Origin of the sequence: Micrococcus sp. HG099, assembly GCF_024723355.1 — a bacterium.
Taxonomy (GTDB): domain Bacteria; phylum Actinomycetota; class Actinomycetes; order Actinomycetales; family Micrococcaceae; genus Micrococcus; species Micrococcus endophyticus.
Genome location: NZ_JANQCJ010000144.1, coordinates 1 through 4688, shown reverse-complemented (window position 1 = coordinate 4688; position 4688 = coordinate 1). Strand labels below are relative to the sequence as shown.

Sequence of the window (4688 nt, the reverse complement as noted above, 5' to 3'; positions counted from 1 at the left end):
GGCGCGCAGGGCGCGGGCCCGGACGTCCGCGGGCAGGCCGTGGGCGTCGGCCCCGCGCAGCAGGGCGGCGGGGTCCATGCGTGTGGTCAGCACGTCCCGCACCCAGGCCGAGCGGCGGGCGGCGTCGTCGGCGGCCCGGGCGACGTCGAGCTCGTGGTGCGCCACGAGCACGCGCGTGGAGAACGCGTCGCCGAGGGCGGTGATGCGGGCGACCACGTCCAGGATCTCGGCAGGGCTGAGCCCGTCCGCGGGCGCATCGTGCACGGCGCGGTCCAGGATCAGGGACATGCACAGGCGGAAGCCCGTGAGCACGGTGCCCACCGGCACGCCCTGTCCCATGCGCTCGGCCACCAGCTCCTCGGCCTCCGGCATGGGGGCCGACGGGTCGTTCTGGTCCTCGAGCAGCCAGCGGCGGGACAGCGCCACGTTGCGGGTCACGGCAGCCGCGAGCGCATCGTCCGGGACGGGCTCGTAGCCGGGCAGGCGCTCGCGCAGGGTGCGCAGCGTCTCCTCGATCAGGGACGCGTCCGCGGTGATGCGGTCCAGGACCCGCTCGATGGGCGTCGCGGCGTCCGGGCCGCGGCCGGCTGCGGGCGCGGGCCGTCGTCGGGACGTCCGGGGGTCGGGCCGGAGCCTCAGAGGCCCCGGCCGGTCGGCGAGACGAGGATCTTCACGGCCGTCTCGTTGTGGTGGATGAGGGTCTCGAAGCCCTGGTCGAGCAGGTCGTCGAGGCCGATCTTGCCGGTGATGAACGGCGCGAGGTCCACGGCGCCGTCCTCGACCATGCGGATGGTGTCCGCGTGGTCGTTCGCGTACGCGATCGTGCCGCGCAGGTCGATCTCCTTGAGCACCAGCTTGTGCAGGGCCACGGCGGGCTCGTGACCCCAGATGGACTCGTTGACGATGACGCCGCCGGGACGCACCGCGTCCAGCAGCATGTCCAGCACCACGTCCACCGAGGTGCACTCGAAGCCCACGTCCGCGCCCTGGCCGTCGTGCAGTTCGCGGATCTTGGCGGGCACGTCCACCTCGCGCGGGTCGAAGGCCTCGTCCACCACGCCGGCCTCGAGCACCTTCTGCCGGCGCAGCTCCGAGAGCTCGGAGACGTACACCGTCAGGCCCTTGCCCTTGAGCACGGCCGCGGTGAGCGCGCCGATGGGGCCGGCGCCGCCGATCACGGCCACGCCCGACGTCGGAGAGCCGGCCCGCACCCACGCGTGGTGGGCCACGGAGAGCGGCTCGATGAGCGCGGCCTGGTCGAGAGGCACGGAGTCGGCCACGGGGTGGACCCAGCGGCGCCGCACCGCGATCTGCTCGGCCAGGCCGCCGCCGTCGCCGCCCAGGCCGATGAAGTTCATGTCCGGCGCGAGGTTGTAGTCCGGTCGGTCCTGGTCCTCCTCGCGCACGATGTACGGCTCCACGACGACCTTCTGGCCGACCTCGAGGTCCGTGACGCCCTCGCCCAGGGCGGCGACGGTGCCGGACATCTCGTGGCCGAGCGTGACGGGGGCGGCGTCGCCGGAAATCGGATGCGGGTGTCCGGCCGGCGGGATGAAGATCGGCCCCTCGAGGTACTCGTGCAGGTCCGTTCCGCAGATGCCGCACCATGCGACGTCCACGAGAACCTGTCCCGGACCGGCCGTGGGCGAGGCGATCTCCTCGATGCGGATGTCCTTCTTGCCGTGCCAACGTGCGGCGCGCATGGTCATGCTGGTCGACCTCCTGGGTGGGGACGGAATCAGGTGCCGGGCCGATGCGCGGGGGCGCCCGCCCCGGTGCTTCTAGCATCCCACCGGGCCGGTCTCCCAGGCCAGGCCCGAGGCCCCTGCGGGGGCCTGAACGACGACGCCGGCCCGCGCCTCGCTGCGGAGGTGCGGGCCGGCGTCGTGGTGGCCCAGGCGACGGGGTCGCGCGGCGGCGCTCAGTCCTCCTGGGCGGCCTTGGCCTGCTCGGCGCGCCAGCGGATGCCGGCGTCCACGAAGGCGTCGATGGCGCCGTCGAACACGGAGGACGGGTTGCCCTCCTCGTGGCCCGTGCGCAGGTCCTTGACCATCTGGTACGGGTTCAGCACGTAGGAGCGCATCTGGTCGCCCCAGGAGGCCTTGACGTCGCCGGCCATCTCCTTCTTCTTCGCGTCCTCCTCGGCCTTGCGCTGCAGCAGCAGGCGGGACTGGAGCACGCGCAGGGCGGCGGCGCGGTTCTGGATCTGGGACTTCTCGTTCTGCATGGACACCACGATCCCGGTGGGGATGTGCGTCATGCGCACGGCGGAGTCCGTGGTGTTCACGGACTGGCCGCCGGGGCCCGAGGAGCGGAACACGTCCACCTTGATCTCGGACTCGGGGATCTCGATGGAGTCGTCCGACTCGATGAGCGGGACCACCTCGACGGCGGCGAAGGAGGTCTGACGGCGGCCCTGGTTGTCGAAGGGGCTGATGCGCACGAGGCGGTGGGTGCCGGCCTCCACGGAGAGGGTGCCGAAGGCGAAGGGCGCGTTGACCTCGAAGGTCACGGACTTCAGGCCGGCCTCCTCCGCGTAGGAGGTGTCCATGACCTTGGTGGACCAGCCGCGCTGCTCGGCCCAGCGCAGGTACATGCGCATGAGGGTCTCGGCGAAGTCGGCGGCGTCCACGCCGCCGGCGCCGGCGCGGATGGTGACGACGGCGTCACGCGGGTCGTACTCGCCGCTGAGGAGGGTGACGACCTCGAGCTCCTCGAGGGACTTGCGGATGGAGGCCAGCTCGTCGTTCGCGTCGTCCAGCAGGGAGGGCTCGTCCTCCTCGGCCGCGAGCTCGACCATGGTCTCCAGGTCCTCGATGCGGCTCTCGAGCGAGGTGATGCGCTTGAGGTCCGCCTGGCGGTGGGAGAGCTTGGAGGTGACCTTCTGGGCCTCCTCGGGATCGTCCCAGAGGTCCGGGGCGGAGGCCTGCTGCTCCAGCTCGGCGATGTCCGCCTTGATGCGGTCGATATCCGAGACCTGCTCGATGGACGCCAGGGTGTGGCGCAGGGAGTCGATCTCTGCGGAGAAGTCAGTGTCAGCCATGGTGGGGCCAGCCTACCGCCTGCCCTCCCCGCCCCCGTTGCCGTCGACGCCCCCGTTGCCGCCAGAGCCCCCGTTGCCGCCAGGGCTGGCAGACTCGCCGCGACGTCGCCCGGGTGGCGGCGTGTCTGCCGGCCTCCGCGAAGGGTGGGGCCGGGAATGACGACGCGCGGACGCGGCGCACCCAGCAGGTCAACTCGTGATGTCTTCCTGCGTCTACTCTGAATCGAACCCGGCTGGCGCCGCATGGTGGAGGATGGCGGCCATGAGCCCGGCCGTCTGCCGGTGCAACTCCTTGAACGCCTTGCGCCGAGAGCGACCGGGCTGGGCTTCAACGAGTGCGAGCTTGTTGCGGAGCACTCCGAGGTCGGCGCGCCATCCCCTCACCTTGTCCTGGTTCGCCTCGTCCTGAGCCATGGTGGTAGCGAAGTCGTCAGCTGCCGCCCACTTCTTCCTCAGCGCCTGTGCTGGATCAGGCTTGGCCGTCTCCGCAACGCGGCGAGCCACCGCCTTCCCCGCACGGACGATGCGCTCATCCTTGTTGGCCTCATGCCACAGGTTGTCGGCGACGGAGATCGCCGCGGTGAGGGCGGTGGCGGCCGCAGCGAGGTTCTTGGGGGAAATTTTGCGTCCTGCGGGCATCTCTGGCGTTCCTTCGAGGGACTCATGCTGTCAATCGAAAAAGTATCCCAAAAAGATGCTGATCCCAGACTTGGACGGCACCGCCCGACAACAGGCCCTGGTGGCCTCCGCCGAGGGCGGGGACGTCCTGCACCTGGCCGAGGTTGGCTGGGACGTGACGGGGATCGACCTCTCCGAGGCGGCCATCGCCCGGGCCCGGGACGCCGCCCGCGAGCGCGGCGTGGCGCAGCGGACCCGCTTCCTCGCCGCGGACCTGTCCGAGCCGGCGGCGGACTGGGGCGCGCACGAGGCCGGCGCCGCCGGGTACGACCTCGTGACGGCGAGCTTCCTGCAGTCCCCCGTCGCCCTGGACCGGCGGCGCATCCTGCGCCGCGCCGCGGACTCCCTGGCGCCGGGCGGGCACCTCGTGCTCGTGTCGCACGGCGCGCCGCCGCCGTGGGCGCCGCCGCAGCTGGCCGAGCGGGGCGACTTCCCCTCCCCCGCCGCCGAGCTCGCCGCCCTGGGCGTGCCGGCCGGCGGGGACGCGCGGTGGGAGGTCCTGACGGCCGAGCTGCGCGAGCGCGACACGACCGGCCCGGACGGCCGGTCCACCCGTCTGAAGGACACCGTGGTGGTGGTCCGGCGGCGCTGACGCCGCGGGGGCGGGCGGGCGTCGGGTCTGAGGCCGCCGGGCCCAGCCGCCTCAGACCCCGGTCGCGGCGCGCCAGTCCCGGATGGTCCGTGCCACGCCGGCCGGGTCCGCGAGGTGCGGCCAGTGCCCGCCGGCGTGGGCGGAGACGTCGACGACGCGGGCCCGGTCCGTCAGCTTGTCCAGGTCCGCCTGGTGCACCTGACGGGTGCTGCGCACGTAGAGCACGGGCACGGACGCCGCCGCCCAGAGGGGGCGGGGGTCCGCCGTGAGGACGGCGCCCCAGAGCGCGCGCATCGGGTGGTCGGCCGTGGCGTCCAGGTCCGCGAGGATGCGGGCGGGCCACGGCTTCGGGGCCACCAGGTCCCGGGCGAGGGA

At 72.9% G+C, this 4688-nt stretch carries 6 protein-coding genes; 1 reads left to right on the top strand and 5 read right to left on the bottom strand.

From position 1 onward, the window contains the following. The 4 genes from NWP10_RS10450 to NWP10_RS10435 form a co-directional block, all read right to left on the bottom strand. The coding region (locus tag NWP10_RS10450; RefSeq protein WP_258300859.1) for a hypothetical protein at positions 1-438 on the bottom strand (438 nt) is incomplete at its 3' end. Between the two features lie 197 nt (positions 439-635). Further along, positions 636-1703, bottom strand: a complete 1068-nt coding sequence (locus NWP10_RS10445; protein ID WP_026106837.1) for a 2,3-butanediol dehydrogenase — start codon at positions 1701-1703, stop codon at positions 636-638. A 218-nt stretch (positions 1704-1921) separates the two neighbouring features. Further along, complete coding sequence (gene prfB / locus NWP10_RS10440; protein ID WP_017488347.1) at positions 1922-3043, bottom strand: peptide chain release factor 2; 1122 nt, start codon at positions 3041-3043, stop codon at positions 1922-1924. 213 nt (positions 3044-3256) lie between these two features. Then, complete coding sequence (locus tag NWP10_RS10435; protein WP_258300858.1) at positions 3257-3682, bottom strand: hypothetical protein; 426 nt, start codon at positions 3680-3682, stop codon at positions 3257-3259. Between the two features lie 55 nt (positions 3683-3737). On the opposite strand from NWP10_RS10435, the gene NWP10_RS10430 reads away from it, so the two are divergent. After that, positions 3738-4313 (top strand): bifunctional 2-polyprenyl-6-hydroxyphenol methylase/3-demethylubiquinol 3-O-methyltransferase UbiG, encoded by a 576-nt coding sequence (locus NWP10_RS10430; protein WP_258300857.1) that lies wholly within the window; start codon positions 3738-3740, stop codon positions 4311-4313. A gap of 51 nt (positions 4314-4364) precedes the next feature. On the opposite strand, the gene NWP10_RS10425 is transcribed toward NWP10_RS10430, so the two are convergent. Then, positions 4365-4688, bottom strand: a 324-nt coding sequence (locus NWP10_RS10425; protein WP_375162487.1) for an alpha/beta fold hydrolase, incomplete at its 5' end; no start/stop codon positions are given.